The following is a 17,705-nucleotide window of genomic DNA, read 5'->3' as shown; positions in this document are numbered from 1 at the left end:
TTCTTCAAATTTGCTTTTTATGATAGATATTGTGAGAAATAATGCATTTATATATATAGACCAATGCAAGAAAGGGAAGAGAAATGACTGAAAACAAAAAGAAAAATAATACTCTATTGAAGACTGGAATTGTTGGTGTTGTTGCTGGACTTTTAGGTGGTGGAATTGCTTATGCTGGGATGAGTCAAGTAAGCCAAAATAGTGCTCAAACTGCTGCACCAACTGTGACAACAGTTAAAAATACTAGTAAAAGCTCTGGTCAAATGACTGCTGCTTTCAATGCGGTTAAGAATTCTGTTGTTTCTGTAGTAAATTTAAAAAGACAAAGTAGCTCTAGTTCATCAAGTGATTTATTTGGTATTTTTGGTGACTCTGATGAAAGTTCTTCAAGTTCATCAAGTAACTCTAAGTCAAATCTAGAAACTTATAGTGAAGGTTCTGGAGTTATTTATATGAAATCTAATGGTAAAGGCTATATTGTAACCAATAATCACGTTGTTTCTGGTAGTGATGAAATTCAAGTTATTCTAAGCAATGGTAAAAAAGTCACAGCTACAAAAGTTGGTAGTGACTCGGAAACTGACTTAGCTGTTTTAACTATTGATGGTAAATATGTAACCCAAACTGCACAATTTGGTAATTCTAAAAATGTAGAACCAGGTCAATCAGTAATTGCTGTTGGTTCACCATTAGGTAGTCAATATGCTACTAGTGTTACTCAAGGTATCATTTCTGCTAAGAGTAGAACGATTGATGTAACAAATTCCTCAGGACAAGTAACTAACCAGGCTACTGTTATTCAAACTGATGCGGCTATTAACCCAGGTAACTCTGGTGGTCCATTGGTAAATGAATCAGGACAAGTTATTGGTATCAACTCTATGAAGCTTTCACAATCTAGTGATGGTACTAGTGTTGAAGGAATGGGTTTTGCTATTCCTAGTGATGAAGTTGTAACAATTATCAATGAGTTAGTGAAAAATGGTAAAATTACTCGACCACAATTAGGTGTTCGTGTAGCTTCAGTTAGTGAATTAACTGACTATAGTAAGAAGCAATTGAATGTGCCATCTAGTGTAAAATCTGGTGTTTACGTTGCTTCTGTAACTAAGAATAGTAGTGCTTCTAAAGCAGGCATGAAGAGTGGAGATATCATCACTAAGGTGGATGGTAAGACTATTAAAGATCTTGCGTCATTACATACCGTCTTATATGCTCATAAGATTGGAGATCATGTAACTGTTCAAGTAGTTCGTGATGGTAAAACTAAGAATTTGAGTGTAACATTGAGTAAATAAAAATAAAGGACTCACTGAAATAAAATGAGTCCTTTTTCTGTATATTAAATTTGTGAAACAGATAAAAGTTCGTGTTTTGATTGAATACAAATGCAGAAAGTTCTGTGGATAACTCTGTGGATTGTGTATAACTAGTAAAGAAAGCCTTTTACAAAAATGAAGATAAATCTATCTTTATATGACTATAATGTTATTTATTATATAAAGATCTGTCTGTAAATTATTTGTATAAAGGCTATTTATGGTTAGTAATCACAAAAACACAAATGATATTTTTGTGATTTTTATTAATTAATAAAAAAATACATAAATCACAAGTTAAACCACAATTTATAGTATGTAACTAAATTTTGTAACTAAATATTGTGGGTATAAAATTCGGTTTATTGTCTGGACGTTTCACAGCTCACCAAGTTAAAATGGAAAATAAATAAAATTAAGTGAGGGAATCATGAATATAAAAATTGTATGTGTAGGCAAATTAAAAGAAAAATACTTTAAAGATGGTATTGCAGAATATATGAAGAGAATGGATCGCTATGCCAAGATGAAAATAATTCAAGTTCCTGATGAAAAAGCTCCTGAAAAGTTAAGTCCAGCTGAAATGAAAAAGGTAAAGGAGATTGAAGGAGAAAGAATTTTAAGTAAAATTAAAGACAAAGAATATGTTTACGTAACTGCAATTAAAGGTAAAGAAAGAACTAGCGAGGAATTTGCTAAAGAAATTCAAAATTTAGGAACTTATGGACATTCAGATATTACCTTTGTAATTGGTGGGAGTTTAGGTACTAGTGATGCTGTGAATAAACGAGCTGATGATTTGATTAGTTTTGGTAAATTTACTATGCCCCATCAACTAATGCGCTTAGTTTTAACAGAACAAATATATCGAGCATTTATGATTAATAATGGTAGTCCTTATCATAAATAATTATTTTAAAAATAAGATTGGTTGAAAGATTAGCAAAATTGTTAAAAAAGATAACCAATCTTTTTTTGTTAAAGTAATGGGTTTAATAATACTACGTGGCTTATTTTCACGGAAACCATGTGAAATCATACCTTGAGTAAGTCCATCTGCCCAATTAAGAGCCATAAGGATAGCTTTAAAATATAATCTAGGTGACCAAAATGAAAGGTGTAAGCCACGCATTTCTCCTGCCACTTGAATACGGTGTACTTCTTCTTTAATTCTAGGAATAACATTGAAAGCTGCCAAAAGACCATATGCAAATTTGCTAGGAAGTTTAAAATTTTGTTCTAAGGAACGAATTAATTCATTAATATTTGTGGTTTGGCTAATACATCCTCCAGCAAAAGTAAATACGTAAATTCGAGTAAAAAGTACCCAAGCATAAGTAGTATTTTTATTAGGAGAAAACCAATAAATACTACTAAACATTGCAAAAGCTGCTAACAGTGGTACAAAGAGCAATAATAGAAAAGTTTTAAACTTAATATGGTGAAATAATAAATAGGCTATACAAAAGATAATCACAATTAAGTTTGCCAAAAGATTGGCCTTGAGAGATATTTCCAAGGAAATAATTAAGGCAAGAAATAATTTAAGACTGGGATTCATTCTTTAACCCTCCGGTAGTATATTGAAGATGTTGATTTTCAAGGACAAGATGATAGTCACATAATAAGTCTAATTGGTCACTTTGATGACTAATTATAATTAAAGTTTTATCTTTTGTAAGAAATTGTGTTCTTAATAAATCACTGATTTTAGTAATACTTTGAGTATCTAAACCAGCAAATGGCTCGTCAAGCAATAAAATATCAGGATTAGCTAAAATCATCAGTAATATTTGTAATTTTTTCTTTTGACCACCCGAAAGAGAATAGACACTTTCATCTGTTAGATTATCAAGTTTTAATTCGGCTAAAAATTTTTGAATTTGAACAGGAGTAAATTTTTTACTCAATTTTTGACTGAGTTCAATTTCTTCTTTAACAGTAATCATTAAAAACTGATCATTAGGATTTTGAAAAGCTTGTGCTACATGAGTAAGATAATTTTTCCGTTTAAGTGTGGTTATATCAGTTCCCTTAAAAAATATTTTACCTTTATAAGGAATTAATTTGGTAAGTGCTTTAAATAAAGAAGTTTTTCCAGCCCCATTTACTCCGCTTAAAAGAGTGCAGTGACCCTCAAAGATTTTTAAGTCTTGTTTAGTAATTAATATTTTATTGCCCTGACTCAAAGAGAAATCTTTAAAGTTTAAAATTGCTTTCTCATTTTGAGGTAATGTAAAGGTAAGCTTTGGAAAAATTTGTTGTTGAAAGAAAGCTCGTTTTTGGTCACTACTTAAGGAGATAATTTTTTTATCCGTTTTAAATAAAAATACTTGATCACATATTTTTTCATAGCCGTTTAAATTATGGTCGGTAATGATAATAGTTTTACCAGCTTTTTTAAGCTTTGCTAAGTAATTAAGTAAAAATTTTCTGTTAAGTGGATCACAGTTTGCAAATGGCTCGTCTAATAAAATTAGGTCAGAGTCCATTGCGATAATAATGGCCAAAGCAATACGTTGTTTTTCTCCTCCAGACAAAGTTAAAAAATCACGGTGAAGTAAATCTTGAGTATTCGTCTCTTTAGTAGCCAAAGCAATACGTATTTGTGCTTGCTGTGATGTTAGTTGCAAATTTTCTAAAGAAAAAATAAATTCCTGATAAGGTGTTTTCATTGTGAATTGTTTATCAGGGTCTTGGAATACCATTCCCCAGTGGTTGAATGAGTTTTCTATTTTTCCATGACTAATATGACCACCAAATTGAGGATATAGACCAGCGATGATTTTCAATAAAGTAGATTTGCCACAGCCAGTAGGTCCGGCTAGTAGAGAAAAACTCTCCGACTTAATTTGAAGGGAGAGTTTTTCAAAAATATTTTTATGTTTTTGATAATTAAAGGTAAGTTGATTAATTTTGATCATTTTTGATTATATGAGCTTTTTCTAATAAATTGATAATTAATTTGACTAAAATACAACAAAAGATAATCATTGAAATCCAGCGTACACCAAAGTAAATAACCATCTTATAGAGGGGATATTGATTATAACCATTTTTAAAAAAATCATAGATATAAGTCACTATGGTAGTTGTTGTGGCTGATAAAAAGAGTGTAAAAGTATTATAGATTTTGTAGCCAGTTAAAGTGAAACCAAGTTCATTTCCAATACCTTGTATTAAACCAGAAATAAGATTGGCTACCCCCCATTGAGCCATCATAAAGGTTTCTAAAGCAGCTCCTAAAAATTCTCCTAAGAACGCACTTCCGGGTAAACGTACTAAAAATCCAGCTATTGGTCCAGCCATACACCAAATCCCCATGGTGATATCATTTGCCATAGGACCATAACCAATAGGCGTGAGCACTAATGTTAGAAAATTATAGATATTATCACTAGTAACGTAAATAAGTGCAAAGATAATGGCAATTAAAGCAATTAAAATAATATCTCGAAGATGAATTTTTTTCATAATATTCCCCAATCTAAGGGGCCAAAAAAAGACTACCAAAATAGTAGCCGTAAATAGTCAAAAATATTACATTTTCCCTTCGCAGATGTTAATCAGATCAGGTTCAATGGGTATATTCTCAGCCAATGGCACCCCAAAATATATTTCTACTTATACTATATCATGTCCCCTAATGAAACCAAAAAATAAATAAAAAATTATAGTTAGTCAATGTTTTGGACTAAAACTACCTTTAATTAAAATAACATCTATAAATTCTAAAAAAAAATAATTTTTTTTAGATACCTGTATAATAGTATTTTTCTAAAGTAAAAAATATTAAATAGTACCCTGCTAAACCCTTGATATATCAATAAAAATAACGGTTTGGATTATAAAAAAGTAGTCCATATTTGAAGTATTGCAAATGTTTTTTTTAATTGATAATATAATCTCGAAAGTTCAAGAGATTGTTAATTTAATGCATAGAGGGGTAAATTTCATGAAGTTACGTAAAACTGTTATTAGCTTGGTAAGTTTTTTATCTGTTGGAGCAATGTTTTCTACTTTTACTTCAACTGTTAATGCAGACAGTACTGATTGGTATTACCCAGCATTAGGTAAGGCTGAAGATATGCCTACAAAGCCTGAATCTTCTCAAACATCTGAAACTAAGAAGAGTGTTAAACAAACAAAAGTTTCAAAAAAGCGTGCAAAGAAGAGTAGTAAAAAGCATACAAAGAAAAGCTCTAAGAAGCACGTTACAAATACTGCGAAATAATAATTAAACTAGTAAAAAAGCACTATCGTTGATAGTGCTTTTTTATTACATTTTTTTAAGACGTTTTATGCGTTCTTCAGTAGGTGGATGGGTATCAAATAAACTATTGAAACTTCTTTTTTTAAAAGGATCTTCAATGTACATTCCAGCACTGGAGCGATCTGCTTTTTTCATCGGTTGACTATTAGAAATCTTCTCTAAAGCTCTGATTAATCCTTGAGGATTACGTGTTAATTTAACAGAACTAGCATCTGCTAAAAACTCTCTATTACGCGATAGAGCCATTTGTGCTAAAGCAGCGGCAATTGGCCCTAGAATTAAAACAAATAGAATAGACACGATTTTTAGGACCATAGTTAAAATATTATCGTCATCATCGTCATCTTTTCCTAAACCACCCCACCAAATGAGATTTGAGCCTAGGTCGGAAAGAAATGAAATTACTCCTACCAAAACTACACCGATAGTAGAAACTAAAATATCGTAGTTCTTGATATGTGATAATTCATGGCCTAGAACACCTTCTAATTCGCTTCGGTCTAGCCTCTTTCGTAAACCACTGGTCACCGCGACGGAGCTATGCTGAGGGTCCCGTCCCGTCGCAAATGCATTTGGACTTTCATCGTTAATGATATAAACTCTTGGCATTGGAACCTGAGCGACCATAGCCATATCTTCAATAATGTGCCATAACTCAGGATCATCTTGCTCATGAATTTCTTGGGCATGATTTAAATTCATTACCAAATTGGCAGGATTACGTAAAACAATAAAAAGATAAATTACACTTCCAATTACTGCCCAAATAATTCCAATTAGAGGTTTGCCACCAATTAAGTAGCCGATGCCAGCACCAACAAGAGCAAGGATGATAACAAATGTAATCATCAAAAATGCTGTTTTACGCTTATTTTGTGCGATTTGTTGATAAAGCATAGTAATTAAAACTTAACTTTGGGAACGGACTTTTCTTCAGTTGGTGTTTGAAGGTAGTCGATCTTTTTGAAACCATGAATTTTAGCTACAAGATTAGATGGGAAAGTTAGAAGTTTCTCATCGAACATAGCAGCGGTTGAGTTGAACAATTGACGAGAGTAAGCAATCTTATTTTCAGTATTAGTTAATTCTTCTTGAAGAGCTAAGAAGTTTTGATTTGCTTTTAAATCTGGATAATTTTCTGATAAGGCAAAGATAGTTTTCAAAGAATCAGTTAATTGATTGGAAACTTCCATTTTTTTAACATGATCAGAATCTGGAATATTAACTAAATTATTTCGTAAAGAAACAACCTTTTCTAAAGTTTCACTTTCATGTTTGGCGTATCCCTTAACTGTTTCAACTAAGTTGGGAATTAAATCATTACGACGTTTTAATTGAACATCAATTTGGCTCCAGGCTTCATCTGCATGTACACGTGCTTTTTGCAAACCATTATAGAGAGCAATATAAATGGCAATTATTAAGACTAAAATAATTACAATAATCCATAGTAAAGGCATGTAAATGCCTCCTTTCATCAGTAGTTTTATGTTGCATCTATTTTAACAAATTTTAGATAACTAGAGTAGCAAAAAAGACGCTTTTTCAAGCGTCTTAAACTAAAGTATAAAGTCTAAAATTAGCCAGCCTAATCCAATTAAAATTAGCAGACCAATATATTCTAATACGGTAAATACCCAAAAGAATTTTGACTTAGAAACACTACCATGTTCTACAAAACTCTTGAATACTAACATATTAGCCATTGATCCCACAATTGACCCGAAGCCACCAATGTTAGAACCAAGGAAAAGTGCTTCAGCGTATTTAGTAAACTTCCCAATTAAAATTGTTGAAGGAACATTAGATATAAATTGACTAGAAATAATTGAAGTCAAGAATACCGAATGTTCTGAGAACATTGTCTTAGAGATAAGTGCTACAACTAATGGGATTTGTTGGATATCACTAATAAAAATGAAGAAGCAAGTAAAGGTAAGTAATAATGCGTAGTCGACGTGAAGCATTATTGCAGGATTAATAATCAAAGCGAGAATAATCGCTACAATAGCAGGCACATAGGCTGGAACGACATTAAATACACCAAAAAAGAAAAAGACAAAAACAGCAACTGTTAAAATAGTTGGTCGTGTACTAATTCTAATATCCTGTAATGGTACTTCAGGGATTGGGACTGGTTTTACAAATGCGAGAAAAAGTAACAAAATTAGTAGACTAGCTAGTAATAACGGTAACGACCATCCAAAAAATTTTATTGGTGAAACGTTATATTGATTAACTACAAAAATGTTATGTGGATTTCCCCACGGAGTAAAAGCTGCTCCTACATTAGCTCCCATACCTATCAAGGTAACAGGTAAAATTTCTGGTAATTTATGCCTTTTAGCGATTGTTAAATATAATGGTATCAAAGTTAAAACGGTGATATCATTAGTTAAAAACATTCCGGCAACTACTGATAAAAGTGTAAAAATAGTTGTCAGTCTTCGCGTATTCTTCGCATGTGTAGTTAACTTATAAGCAATAACATCTAGCACATGGAGATAGGCAAATATTTGAATAATTGTCAACATTGCCAAGACAGAGAATAGCGTGTGAAAATTAATATCTGCTATTCTCGGTCTGGCAAAAAAAAGACTAATAATCGTTATAACAACCGTAATTTGTAAAATACGGTCTTTAGCGATGTTTTTGAAGACGGTCATTGAAGGTCCCCTCTTAAAATTAAATCAACATATCTATTTTGAACTCTTTTTACATAGTTCGCAACGTTTTTTTGCATGAAGTCGCAGATTAAAGTTGCTTCTTGAGCTAATAACTAGTGTTTTCTTAATTATAATGCTATATTAAAGTAAGTAATAAAACAACTCTTATATTAAGGAGGAAACATTATGTTAGATCCTAAAAACGTTGAAATGAAAATTAAAGATGATGCTAAAACTATTATGACTAAAAAGATTAAGCCTGGTCAAGTTGTTTTACTAGCATTGAACGATGGCTCAAATGGTTATTCTAAATTAGGTGGAACTTGTACAATAGGAGCTAACTTTCAGTTGGTTGCTTTAGATCATAAGGATCCAGAATTTTCTATTCCAGTTAAAAATAATGCAGGATTCGATATGTATACCTCCGACAAGGAATTAGCATTTCTTGATGCAGGCTTAGTATTGAACGCGCGTAATGCTACTTTAGCACTTTCTGACAATGAGGGTATTGTGGATGGTGCTGTAAGTATTGAAGAATTTAAGGGCAATAAGCTTACCAAGGAAGAAATGGAAAAACTTGGCGGTAAAATTTGCTAAGTTAAAGAAAATCTTGAATTTACGTGCTTTTTCGTGATATGATAATAAAAGATTTTCGAAAATTTATATTTGAGAGGAAGATAAAGACATGTCACGTAACATTCACACTGGCATCAACCCACACCGCAGACCTAAGAACAAGTCTAATTCTAAGGAACGTGTAGATCACGCTGCAGAAGTTGTTGCTTTCTTGAACAAAGCTAAAGAAGACGAAAACAAGTAATTAATATTACTTAAAAAGGAAATGCATATGCATTTCCTTTTTTCTTTGCACTAATATTTCATTTGCTTAGGGAAGATAATTTTGGTAGTATAGAAAAAATTTAAATTTTTTAGTAATAAGGAGGAGAAAAATGGGTTTAAATGCATATATTCAAGGTTTTAATAGTTTGGAATCAATTGATCGTGCACCAGGATATTTTAAATATCAACATCATTCAGTAGCTGATCACTGCTTTAGAACAGCTGAATTGGCACAAATGATGGGTGATATCGAAGAAGTGATTGGTAAGCAAAAAGTTAATTGGAAAGCTTTATATGAAAAAAGCTTGAACCATGATTATACTGAGCGTTTCATTGGGGATATCAAGACACCAGTTAAGTATGCAACTCCTCAATTACGGAAAATGATTGGTGACGTTGAAGAAACTATGACTGCTAAATTTATTAAAGAAGAGATTCCGAAAGAATTTAGAAGTATTTATAAAAGACGCCTTTCTGAAGCTAAAGATGACACATTAGAGGGTAAAATTTTATCAATTTGTGATAAATTAGATCTTCTTTATGAAGCATATGGTGAAATTGAATTAGGTAATCCTAATCCCGTTTACATGCAAATGTTTAAAGAGAGTTTAGAGACGATTAAGAAATATGACGACATGGTCTGTGTAAAATATTTTATCAAGAAAATTTTACCCGATTTATTCAAAGGAGATTTTGCTGGCAAAGATAAAATGCAAAGAATAGCTTTTAGCATTTTACTTATGGGAGATGAGGAATAAGTGAAGTTTGAATGTGCTTCGTGTGGTTTGCGGTTAAATAGCTTACATTTTAAGCAAGAGGGATTAATGAATCCCAAGCTCACAAGCATTTGTGATATTTGTATTGAACGTGGTCTTACTGCTGAAAATTATGAAAATAAAGTTGTCCAAGATGTAGCGCAGGTCATCCTGTATGGCTTTTTAGGAAAAAAGACAACCAATAATAAATGGCAGACTAAGGACTTTATTGTTAATCGTAACGACCGTAAGAAGTATGAAGGATTTATTCAGGATTATGATGGCAATGAAGTAGCACTACAGCAGATTTCAAGGGCTGAGTTTAATCAGGCTGTAATTGCTAGTGAAGATAGGCAAATAAATTATATTCCCGAAATTAATATAGATTTTGCAGTAAATATGGAAAAGCTGGGTATTCCAGTAGACTTTTCTTTAAATGAGGTAGACTATATTGATCGTGAACGGATCCGACGAAGATATAATTATCGCTGCCAGTATTGCGGACGCAAGGGCAAGAGTGTTGACCACAAAGATCCAGTCTCGCTGTCACATGATAATAGTTTGGATAATTTGATTTTGTCATGTAGTGAATGTAATAAAATTAAATCAAATATGCCTTATAGTTTATTTAGTAAATTAAATGATCAATTAATTAATGTAAATAAAAAGCTAGTAAAGTATGAAGATACTCTGGCTAGCTTAAAGGAACAATTTCAACAGGCTAAGCGTAATTTAGCGGCTCAGGTTCATCTTAAGGGCGTAGTAAGTGACCCTGAGTTAAATGCTATGCGTAAGCAAAATAAAAAGCTACAAGATGCTATAGATAGCTTGGAGAGTGATTATAGTGCATTGCGTCAGATGAGAAAGACATATTTTGATAATGGTTGGAAACTTTCTCAAGAAGAACAGAACGGTGAAATAATTTAGTGCATGAAAAAACGACTTCGTTAGAAGTCGTTTTTGTTTATAATTCACTGTTTCTAAAGTTACGTAAAAACTTTTGAGTTTTTTCTTCTTTGGGATTTTGGAAAATTTCTTGAGGAGTTCCTTGTTCAGTAATCAAACCATCACTCATGAAGATAACTTGGTCAGAAACGTCACGTGCAAAGCCCATTTCATGAGTAACGATAACCATTGTTAAACCAGTTTTAGCAAGTTTACTCATGGTATTTAATACTTCTCCAACCATTTCTGGGTCAAGAGCACTAGTTGGTTCATCAAAGAGTAAAACTTCAGGGTCCATTGAAATTGCCCGGGCAATAGCCACACGTTGCTGTTGACCACCGGATAATTGCTGTGGTTTAGCAGTCAAGAAAGGATCCATTCCAACTTTTTTTAAGTTTTCAATTGCGACCTTTTTGGCCTCTTCTTTAGAACGTCCTAAAACTAATTCTTGACCTACCATACAGTTTTGAAGCACATTTTTATTATTGAAAAGATTAAATTGTTGAAATACCATTCCAACTTTAGAACGGAACTTATTTCTGTCATACTTATCGGCTAGAACGTTATCACCGTGGAATAAGATCTTACCACCAGTAGGTTCTTCAAGTAAGTTAATACATCTTAGTAAGGTTGATTTCCCACCACCGGAAGGTCCAATAATTGTAATTGCTTGACCTTTGTTGATGTCAAAAGAAATATCGCGTAAAACTTTGTGGTCGCCATAGCTCTTTTGTAAGTTTTCGACTTTTAAAATATGTTCATTATTATTATTGCTCATGTTCGAAACCACTTTCCTTAGGATCTTCTACTTGGAGTTGATTTGCCATTAAGTTGTAGTTCTTAGGGCCTTCAAGTTTCTTTTCGATGAAGTTAAAGATACGAGTAATTGAGAAGGTTAAAATCAAGTAAATCATTGAAATGACGAAGTAAGTTTGGAAGAATTGGAAGGTTTGACTGGCAACGGTTGTACCAACAAAGAACAATTCTGAAACTGAAATAATACTCAATACGGAAGTATCCTTGATGTTTACGATAAATTCATTAGTAATAGATGGTAAACAGTTCTTGATAGCTTGAGGTAAAATGATGTGCCACATTTGTTGTGAGTGATTCATACCAAGTGCTTGGGCTGCTTCGAATTGACCCTTAGGAGTGGCATTAATACCACCACGAATAACTTCAGCAAGGTAAGCACCAGTATTGATAGAAACGATAACTAAAGCAGCCACAGTACGATTTAAATTCAAGTGCCATAATTGAGCGATACCGTAGTAAATAACAGCTGCTTGAACCATCATTGGAGTACCACGGAAGACTTCGATATAGATAGCTAAGATCCAATCGATAATCTTCAAGCCCCATCTTTTACCGGTAGATTTTGGAGTTGGAACAGTACGAATGATACCCACTAATAAACCGATGAAGAAACCAACAATGGTACCAACTAAGGCAAGAAGTAGGGTCATTCCTACACCACGTAAGATCATACCACCGTAAGTGTGCATCATAGAAACAAACCAGTTTTCTTTCTTAGTTGAACTACCAGCTTGAGGTTGTTCTTTAATAGCATCAGCCATTAATTGGTTGCGCTTTTTGGTAGAAATACCGGCTAATACTTTGTTGACTTGGTTTAAAAGTTTTGTGTTGCCTTTCTTAACACCGATACTGGTGATTGAATCATCTTTATCAACGTTGAAACCTTGCATTTTGTTCAAGTTAACAGCAACAATATTCTTGTTCACACGCTTGTATGATTGATATTCAATATCTTCAGCAACGTACCCATCAATAGTACCAGCTTGAAGGCTTTGTCTCATTGCAGAAAAACTACGCATTGCTGGTTCGCGCTTTGAACCAGAGATTTGTTTAATTAAATCGTAGTGTAAAGTACCTTGTTGAGCAGTAAGCTTTGCATTTTTGAAGTCTTTTAAACTTTTAGCATTAGCATACTTACTATCGCGATTCGTAATAACTACGAAAGTACTAGTTCGATATGGATTAGAAAAGTTAATGGCTTTACGACGTTCAGCAGTAGGAGACATCCCTGCAATAATTAAATCGATTTTGCCAGAAGTTAATGCTGGAAGTAAGCCATCCCATTCAGTTTTTTCAACAACGACTTTTCGATGAAGCTTTTTACCGATAATTTTTGCAATTTGGACATCATAACCATTAGCGTATTCTTTAGAACCATCAATCGGTACCGCACCGTTAGCACTAGTAGTCTGTGTCCAGTTGTATGGGGGATAGTTAGCTTCCATACCTATCTTTAATACAGGTTCGTTCTTTGCGGCAGCTTGACTGATATTAGAATTAATATTTAAGCCAACTGTCAAACTAATAATAAAGGCTAAAAAAATGGACAGCCATTTTACTTTTGACTTCACTTTGAAATTCCTCCAAAAAATTATTTCAAATAGAGCCAATACAATAAAAGCGTAAGTAAAAACCTCGCTGTTACCAAAAACAACGAGGTGGAAAATCATTAGTGTTTAAACCAAATCATATAGCGCTCCCTGGGGACTACCAGGACAGTCTACAAGATATTGTCTTGCAGCCCAATAAACTTATTTCACGAAAAATAAATTTATTTCGGCGAAAATCCTAAATAATTTGCTCAAAATATTCGTGTACTCCCAAATTATTCGTAACCTTCGCAACCTCTATTGCATTGGAAAATTATTTAACTGTTGAGAATAATAAAGTATTTTTTAATTTTTGTCAAATCCAAAATCTGGATCTATATCTCTTTTCTTTATATCAGAAACGTAAGGATTGCCACTGACAATGAAGCGAAGTGGTTTTTGAGCCCAAAGTGGATCAGATTGATTAATACCAATTCTTGGAATTGCCTGGATATTTTTAATTTTTTTCTTGGAAGAAAGATTAATGTCAAAGGGAGATTCTTCAAGTGAATGGCGGTTCCATCTACGACTAGTTACACCAAAGGCTTGCATTAATTTAGCAGGACCGTTAGTAAGGAGGACTCCATTTTTACCATGACGATTTTTGATCATGGTCTCAATACCAGAAATGGGATGAATTGCACGAATTAATACTCCTTGGCCAATATCTTTTTCTTGAGTTGCAACATTAAAGAAAAAATATTGTCGCTGAGCATAAATATAAAGCGTCCCACCAGGTCCGTAAAGTCCTTCGTTTGCGGGTGATCTATGGCCACCATAAGAGTGAGCAGCACGATCTTTAGGGCCAAGGTAAGCTTCAGCTTCTACGATTATGCCTGAAAGTATTTCTGAACCGTTATTATAAGATAAAGTTCTACCTAATAAATATTGCGCTATTTCTGCAGTAGGACGATTAACAAAAAAATTACTATGATTCAAATAGAAACCTCATTTCTAAAATTGAAAGACTCTAAGAATGTTTCTTACCATTTTTGGCTTGACGAAGGTAGTGAAAGGCAATTGTTAAGCCTATAGTTGTAAATACAATAATTGCAAAAATAGCATCGGGGACTTTGAAGTTAAGGGGTGGAAGAGCTACGAGCAATTTTAAGGCAATAATAGCAATTAGTATATAAGCCATCGTTTGAAGTTCAGGAATGATTTCCATTAATTTGATAATGATTTCCGCCACACCTCTCATGCAGAGAATACCAATCATCCCACCAATTAAAATAACGACTGGATTGTTTGACATTGCTAAAGCTGCAAGAACTGAATCAATTGAAAAAACAATATCCATTGATTCAATCGAGATAACTGTTCGCCAGAATAAAGATAGGTGGTGTTTTTTCTTACTACTTTTGACAAGCTTAGCTTTTTCGTGTTCTTCTTTTTTCTGTTGTTCCTCTATAACTTTTTGTGGATGACGTTCATCATAAAAGTATTTGAAAACAAGGTATAGTAAATAAATCCCGCCAAGTAACTTAATTTCCCAGAAATGAATTAAATAAGTACCAATGCCAATAACGATGAAGCGGAATAAGTAAGCTCCCCAAAGACCATAAACAAGAGATTTTCTTTGTTGGCTTTTATCAGGCAGAGCTTGTGTCTGAGCGGCGAGCACAACGGCATTATCCACTGATAAAAGGCATTCCATCAAAATTAATGTTAAAATCATCATCCAGTCATTAACACTAGTTAAAACTTGTGTCCAATTATTACCGTCAAAAAATGGTTGATAAAGTTTAAGTATTTGCATCTATTTTTCCTTTCGCTTACTAGGCTAATTATCGGTCGCTACTGTCGATAACCTTAGTTGATTTTGGCATAATTGGCAATAGTATTTAGACTTCTAGTTAAGAAAAGATGTCTAACGCATTTATTAAGATAATAGAATTTATGCTCTTACTTTAAGGAAGAGTATTTTACATCTTACAAGAATAAGTGTGTCAAGGAAGTCTGTAATTATATAACTGCGATAAAGAATAAATGTTTGGTATAATGTTTAATAAGAAATTTTCTAAGAGGGCGTGACTAAATGACATTATTCTATTTAACTTTTGATACTTTAATTTTATTTTACTGCATCTATAGCTGGTACTGGCAAGCTGTCATTAACTATAAAGCACGCTTTAGAATGTCATCAGTTATTTGGGCGTTAATTTTCTTTATCTTTGGTTACAGTATGGATTACTTTACCGCTCCAACTTTAGCTACTAATATTTTTGTGGCCGGTGTGTTGACTATGAGTATTATTGATGGCTTTTCCGGTTTGTCTTCAAAACGGATTGTGGTGAGTGGATTCTTCAAGCGTACATTAAAATATAGCGATGTCGCACATATTACTTTAATACCCGTACCTAATCCTAAAAAGCCAACAGTAATGGCAATTTTCCAGACTAAAAGACGCCAAGCTTATTACTTACGCTTTTCTCATCAATTGGAAGAGGTTATTAAAATCTTGCGTCAGTATGTAGGCACAGGAGTCGGAATAGAAGTTAGAAAGATGATATAGATATTCTTAGTAAGATCTAATTATAAATAAAAATGCTGATACTCTTCGTTTTGAGAACGGTGATGTATCAGCATTTTTATTTCAACATTATAAAATTGGTGAAAGTAAGCGTGAGAAGGACTGTTTAAATCTTAGCCAACGTGACCAATGTGCGGTAATTTCTGGTGTAAGTTCGGTACACAATTCCATATCTTTTTTGAAGATATTTTTAAGTTCTTGAGTTGTTTTTTTATTATAGAAGAACGCATCCGCTTCAAAATTTAGGGTATAAGAACGGTAGTCCTGATTCATTGACCCAACCGCAGTGTAGTTATCATCAACTGTTACAGTTTTAGCATGAAGAAAGCCATTATTGTAAATGTAGATATGCACGCCTTCATGCATCAGGTAATTTGCATACCATTGAGTCGCCCGGTAGATAAAAGGATGATCGGGCATGCATGGAATCATGATGCGAACATCGACTCCAGAATGAGCAGCGGTTACCCAAGTAGCAATCATTGGATCATCAGGTACTAAATAAGGAGTTTGAATCCAAAGTGACTTTTTAGCCATCATCATCATTCTAATCATTCCGTTACGGAGATAAGGTAATTCACGGTCTGGACCATCACTAATAATTTGGGTAGCAACATCACCTTCGTTAAGGTTCTCTTCACGAATCTTTGGAAAAAGTTTAGTGCTAAAGTTAATGATATTCTCTTCATTTTTGACTGATGCATTCCAATCTAAGACAAATCTTTCTTGTAATAAAAGGGATGCAGAGCCTACAATTCTAACATGCGTGTCACGCCAAAAGCCAAACTTCTTAGAGCGATTGACATATTGATCACCAACGTTGAAACCTCCTGTCCACGAAATTTTTCCATCAATAACGACAACTTTACGGTGGAGGTGATAATTCATACGATATTTTCTAATCATATTTTGTGCAGTGATAAAGGCCACTACTTCTCCTCCTAAGTCTGTCAAAGGTTTAAACCAGGTCCGACTAGCCCCTGGTGATCCCCATGGATCATAAATTACCCTAATTTTTACTCCTTGTTTTGCCTTTTTAATTAATAAGTCTAAAAAAGTATTTCCCAGGTCATCATTCATGAAGGAATAATATTCAACGTTAATAGTTTCCTTTGCTTGTTCAATATCTTCAAAAAGATGCTTAAATTTGTCATTACCTTCCGTATAAAAATTAACGCGATTATTTTTCGAAAGGGGAGCTTCTTTGCGATAGTTAAAGTAGTCAATTAAGATTTGAGCTTGACTAGATGTATCATTAATACCGCTAGATTTTGGAGTTTTAGAAATTATTTGATTTAATCTTTGTAAACCAATATGTTTTTGCTTATTGATTGCAAAAATATTTTCTTGAGAAAGTCCACGACCTAAAAAGCCATAAAGGATGAAGCCAACAACTGGAAAGAATAGGAGGACGATCAGCCAGGCCCAAGAAGTTGCAACAGACCGCTTGCGGTGAAACACTACGTAAAATGCTAAAACCGTATTAATAGCCCATATTAACTGAACAAAGTCATTTTGCCAAAACAATACAAACCTCCTTGATTATTGCTAACTGAAATGAACTACATCGGGAATGAATTCCCGAGTTTCTGGGAACAACAGGTAGTGTTTAGGATCTTACAAAGAATTAGCTTTCGATGTCCGAAAGGTCTCATACCTAACTCACAGAACCTGTCTATCTTACCATGGCCAGTTCCTGACCAGTTGGCTTCATTATTGCTATTGCTTTATTTAAGATATTAACTGCCGCATTTATATCTCGATCATGATGAGCATTACACTTCAGACATGTCCATTCACGTATCTCTAGTGGTTTCTCACCACTGTTATAATTACAATTTGAACAGATTCTTGAAGTATTTCTTGGATCAACAAGGACTAACTTCTTGCCATACCACTCACACTTATATTCAAGCATCGTTCTAAATATCCGCCATGAGCTATTTGCAATCGACTTAGCTAGTTTGTG

The 17,705-nt window shown here is 33.5% G+C and carries 20 protein-coding genes and 2 riboswitches; of the genes, 8 read left to right on the top strand and 12 right to left on the bottom strand.

What is annotated here, in order from left to right:
• The first annotated feature begins 83 nt into the window (after window positions 1–83).
• Window positions 84–1,298, top strand: coding sequence for a trypsin-like peptidase domain-containing protein (locus HDR40_RS02295; protein ID WP_290626127.1), 1,215 nt, complete (start codon window positions 84–86; stop codon window positions 1,296–1,298).
• 451 nt (window positions 1,299–1,749) lie between these two features.
• Complete coding sequence (gene rlmH, locus HDR40_RS02290) at window positions 1,750–2,229, top strand: 23S rRNA (pseudouridine(1915)-N(3))-methyltransferase RlmH (protein ID WP_290626125.1); 480 nt, start codon at window positions 1,750–1,752, stop codon at window positions 2,227–2,229.
• Here the strand turns inward: rlmH and HDR40_RS02285 are convergent, their stop codons facing one another.
• The 3 genes from HDR40_RS02285 to HDR40_RS02275 are packed head-to-tail and all read right to left on the bottom strand — an operon-like array spanning window position 2,230 to window position 4,793.
• Window positions 2,230–2,880 carry an energy-coupling factor transporter transmembrane component T gene (locus HDR40_RS02285; protein ID WP_290626123.1) on the bottom strand — a complete coding sequence of 217 codons (651 nt, stop codon included), beginning with the start codon at window positions 2,878–2,880 and terminating at the stop codon, window positions 2,230–2,232.
• Window positions 2,864–4,243, bottom strand: a complete 1,380-nt coding sequence (locus HDR40_RS02280) for an ABC transporter ATP-binding protein (RefSeq protein WP_290626121.1) — start codon at window positions 4,241–4,243, stop codon at window positions 2,864–2,866. The genes HDR40_RS02285 and HDR40_RS02280 overlap by 17 nt, the downstream gene beginning before the upstream one ends.
• Window positions 4,230–4,793 (bottom strand): ECF transporter S component, encoded by a 564-nt coding sequence (locus HDR40_RS02275; RefSeq protein WP_290626119.1) that lies wholly within the window; start codon window positions 4,791–4,793, stop codon window positions 4,230–4,232. The genes HDR40_RS02280 and HDR40_RS02275 overlap by 14 nt, the downstream gene beginning before the upstream one ends.
• A gap of 57 nt (window positions 4,794–4,850) precedes the next feature.
• Window positions 4,851–4,939: riboswitch (TPP riboswitch) on the bottom strand.
• Window positions 4,940–5,274: 335 nt separating this feature from the next.
• Here HDR40_RS02275 and HDR40_RS02270 point away from each other — a divergent pair.
• Window positions 5,275–5,553: a hypothetical protein gene (locus HDR40_RS02270; protein WP_290626117.1), complete on the top strand. Its 279-nt coding sequence runs from the start codon at window positions 5,275–5,277 to the stop codon at window positions 5,551–5,553.
• Between the two features lie 45 nt (window positions 5,554–5,598).
• Here HDR40_RS02270 and htpX read toward each other — a convergent pair whose 3' ends face one another.
• From htpX to HDR40_RS02255, 3 genes are all read right to left on the bottom strand, one after another.
• Window positions 5,599–6,489 carry a zinc metalloprotease HtpX gene (gene htpX, locus HDR40_RS02265; RefSeq protein ID WP_290626115.1) on the bottom strand — a complete coding sequence of 297 codons (891 nt, stop codon included), beginning with the start codon at window positions 6,487–6,489 and terminating at the stop codon, window positions 5,599–5,601.
• Between the two features lie 5 nt (window positions 6,490–6,494).
• Window positions 6,495–7,052, bottom strand: a complete 558-nt coding sequence (locus HDR40_RS02260) for a LemA family protein (RefSeq protein ID WP_290626113.1) — start codon at window positions 7,050–7,052, stop codon at window positions 6,495–6,497.
• A gap of 99 nt (window positions 7,053–7,151) precedes the next feature.
• On the bottom strand, window positions 7,152–8,258 hold the full coding sequence (locus HDR40_RS02255) for an SLC13 family permease (RefSeq protein ID WP_290626111.1): 1,107 nt from the start codon (window positions 8,256–8,258) through the stop codon (window positions 7,152–7,154).
• Between the two features lie 186 nt (window positions 8,259–8,444).
• On the opposite strand from HDR40_RS02255, the gene HDR40_RS02250 reads away from it, so the two are divergent.
• The 4 genes from HDR40_RS02250 (at window position 8,445) to HDR40_RS02235 (ending at window position 10,780) form a co-directional block, all read left to right on the top strand.
• The gene (locus HDR40_RS02250; protein WP_290626109.1) at window positions 8,445–8,855 is read left to right on the top strand and encodes an iron-sulfur cluster biosynthesis family protein; all 411 of its coding nucleotides are present in this window, start codon (window positions 8,445–8,447) and stop codon (window positions 8,853–8,855) included.
• Between the two features lie 88 nt (window positions 8,856–8,943).
• A complete protein-coding gene (locus HDR40_RS02245; protein ID WP_290626108.1) occupies window positions 8,944–9,078 on the top strand; it encodes a hypothetical protein in 135 nt (44 codons plus the stop codon).
• Between the two features lie 130 nt (window positions 9,079–9,208).
• Complete coding sequence (locus tag HDR40_RS02240) at window positions 9,209–9,856, top strand: YfbR-like 5'-deoxynucleotidase (protein ID WP_290626106.1); 648 nt, start codon at window positions 9,209–9,211, stop codon at window positions 9,854–9,856.
• On the top strand, window positions 9,857–10,780 hold the full coding sequence (locus HDR40_RS02235) for an HNH endonuclease signature motif containing protein (RefSeq protein ID WP_290626104.1): 924 nt from the start codon (window positions 9,857–9,859) through the stop codon (window positions 10,778–10,780).
• A gap of 37 nt (window positions 10,781–10,817) precedes the next feature.
• Here HDR40_RS02235 and HDR40_RS02230 read toward each other — a convergent pair whose 3' ends face one another.
• From HDR40_RS02230 to HDR40_RS02215, 4 genes are all read right to left on the bottom strand, one after another.
• Window positions 10,818–11,576, bottom strand: coding sequence for an amino acid ABC transporter ATP-binding protein (locus HDR40_RS02230; protein WP_290626102.1), 759 nt, complete (start codon window positions 11,574–11,576; stop codon window positions 10,818–10,820).
• Window positions 11,566–13,185, bottom strand: a complete 1,620-nt coding sequence (locus tag HDR40_RS02225) for an ABC transporter permease subunit (protein WP_290626100.1) — start codon at window positions 13,183–13,185, stop codon at window positions 11,566–11,568. The genes HDR40_RS02230 and HDR40_RS02225 overlap by 11 nt, the downstream gene beginning before the upstream one ends.
• Before the next feature lie 112 nt (window positions 13,186–13,297).
• Window positions 13,298–13,472: riboswitch (Lysine riboswitch) on the bottom strand.
• A 37-nt stretch (window positions 13,473–13,509) separates the two neighbouring features.
• Window positions 13,510–14,142, bottom strand: coding sequence for a DNA-3-methyladenine glycosylase (locus HDR40_RS02220; RefSeq protein WP_290626098.1), 633 nt, complete (start codon window positions 14,140–14,142; stop codon window positions 13,510–13,512).
• A gap of 31 nt (window positions 14,143–14,173) precedes the next feature.
• On the bottom strand, window positions 14,174–14,962 hold the full coding sequence (locus HDR40_RS02215; RefSeq protein WP_290626096.1) for a TerC family protein: 789 nt from the start codon (window positions 14,960–14,962) through the stop codon (window positions 14,174–14,176).
• A 279-nt stretch (window positions 14,963–15,241) separates the two neighbouring features.
• Between HDR40_RS02215 and HDR40_RS02210 the strand changes: the two genes are divergently transcribed.
• Window positions 15,242–15,718, top strand: a complete 477-nt coding sequence (locus HDR40_RS02210; protein WP_290626094.1) for a hypothetical protein — start codon at window positions 15,242–15,244, stop codon at window positions 15,716–15,718.
• Between the two features lie 87 nt (window positions 15,719–15,805).
• On the opposite strand, the gene cls is transcribed toward HDR40_RS02210, so the two are convergent.
• Both cls and HDR40_RS02200 read right to left on the bottom strand, forming a co-directional pair.
• Window positions 15,806–17,263 (bottom strand): cardiolipin synthase, encoded by a 1,458-nt coding sequence (gene cls, locus HDR40_RS02205; RefSeq protein ID WP_290626092.1) that lies wholly within the window; start codon window positions 17,261–17,263, stop codon window positions 15,806–15,808.
• A gap of 148 nt (window positions 17,264–17,411) precedes the next feature.
• A partial coding sequence (locus tag HDR40_RS02200) for an RNA-guided endonuclease TnpB family protein (RefSeq protein ID WP_290626090.1) occupies window positions 17,412–17,705 on the bottom strand: 294 nt, incomplete at its 5' end.

Source organism: Lactobacillus sp., assembly GCF_014803895.1.
This window is presented reverse-complemented; position numbering and strand designations above follow the sequence as displayed.